This window comes from Pseudomonas sp. GM60 (genome assembly GCF_000282415.1).
In the GTDB taxonomy this organism is placed as follows: Bacteria; Pseudomonadota; Gammaproteobacteria; order Pseudomonadales; family Pseudomonadaceae; genus Aquipseudomonas; species Aquipseudomonas migulae.
In genome coordinates, this window is record NZ_AKJI01000160.1 from 1 (window position 1) to 1,060 (window position 1,060).

Sequence of the window (1,060 nt, forward strand, 5' to 3'; positions counted from 1 at the left end):
CCCCCCAGCCACTGCGGCAGGTCCCGACGCTTGATTTTCTGCGCGTGAGCGTTCGCCAGTTGCTGGAGCATGTAGGCTCTTTTCTGCTCATCGCTTCCCGCCAGTGACAACGCCAGATCGCGGTCCATCCAGCGTTTGATCCGGACGTACAACCACCCATGGAAGTACAGGCCGGCGACAGTGGTGGCGACAATGATGAAGTAATCCATGAAAATCCTTGGGTCAGTGGCGCAGCTCTCGTAATTTGCCGCTACTGTGTTCTGAGTTCGTGGAGGCCCCTGTACCGGGCCTGAATCAAACCAATTTTATCCGGGCGACGTCGTGACACGCGTCAAGCTGCGGAGTTTAATGGTTACCTGTCCTTTGGAGTTGATGTTATGCGTAAGTCTGTTCTGCTGGTTGCTTCCTTTTCCACGATGGCAATGTTGCTCACTGGCTGCCAATCGAGCTTGACCGGTGACTCCTATTCCCGTGATGAAGCGCGTCGTGTGCAGACCGTTCGCATGGGCACCATCGAATCCCTGCGTCCGGTGAAAATCGAAGGCACCAAGACTCCGATCGGCGGCCTCGCCGGCGCGGCGGTCGGTGGTGTTGGCGGCAGCGCCATCGGCGGTGGTAAAGGCAGCATCGTCGCTGCAGTCATCGGCGCCGTGGCTGGCGGGCTGATCGGCTCGGCCACTGAAGAAGGCCTGACCCGCACCCAAGGTGTGGAAATCACCGTTCGTGAAGACGACGGCAGCATGCGTGCCTATGTGCAGCAGGTTCAGGAGAATGAAGTGTTCCGTGTGGGTGAGCGGGTGCGGATTGCTACTGTAGATGGTACGAGCCGCGTTTCGCACTAAGCGGGAACGAAGGGTAAAAGAAAATCCCGATCAGGTGACTGGTCGGGTTTTTTTTTGAGGCGGGGTTTTGGATTGGGGGTATATCCGTTTCTGCGGTCACGGCTGGTATTGGTTCCGCTTTTACAGCGGGTCACTTGGAAAAGCGCCAAGTAACCAAGCGCTTTTGCCCCTTTCGTTCGGTGCCTCGCCTAGGCTCGGCATGCCCTCGCTCCGGTCCT

The 1,060-nt window shown here is 57.9% G+C and carries 2 protein-coding genes; one reads left to right on the forward strand and one right to left on the reverse strand.

Features of this window, described 5'->3' with window-relative positions:
- The coding region (locus PMI32_RS02290) for a hypothetical protein (protein ID WP_008034821.1) at window positions 1–209 on the reverse strand (209 nt) is incomplete at its 3' end.
- 168 nt (window positions 210–377) lie between these two features.
- Here PMI32_RS02290 and PMI32_RS02285 point away from each other — a divergent pair.
- Entirely contained in the window at window positions 378–842 is a 465-nt protein-coding gene (locus PMI32_RS02285) for an outer membrane lipoprotein (RefSeq protein ID WP_008034824.1), read from the forward strand.
- The last annotated feature ends 218 nt before the right edge of the window (window positions 843–1,060 follow it).

Bases quoted from the DNA above. Each gene is read 5' to 3' on its own strand.
- PMI32_RS02285 (WP_008034824.1), top strand. From the start codon at position 378: ATGCGTAAGTCTGTTCTGCTGGTTGCTTCCTTTTCCACGATGGCAATG.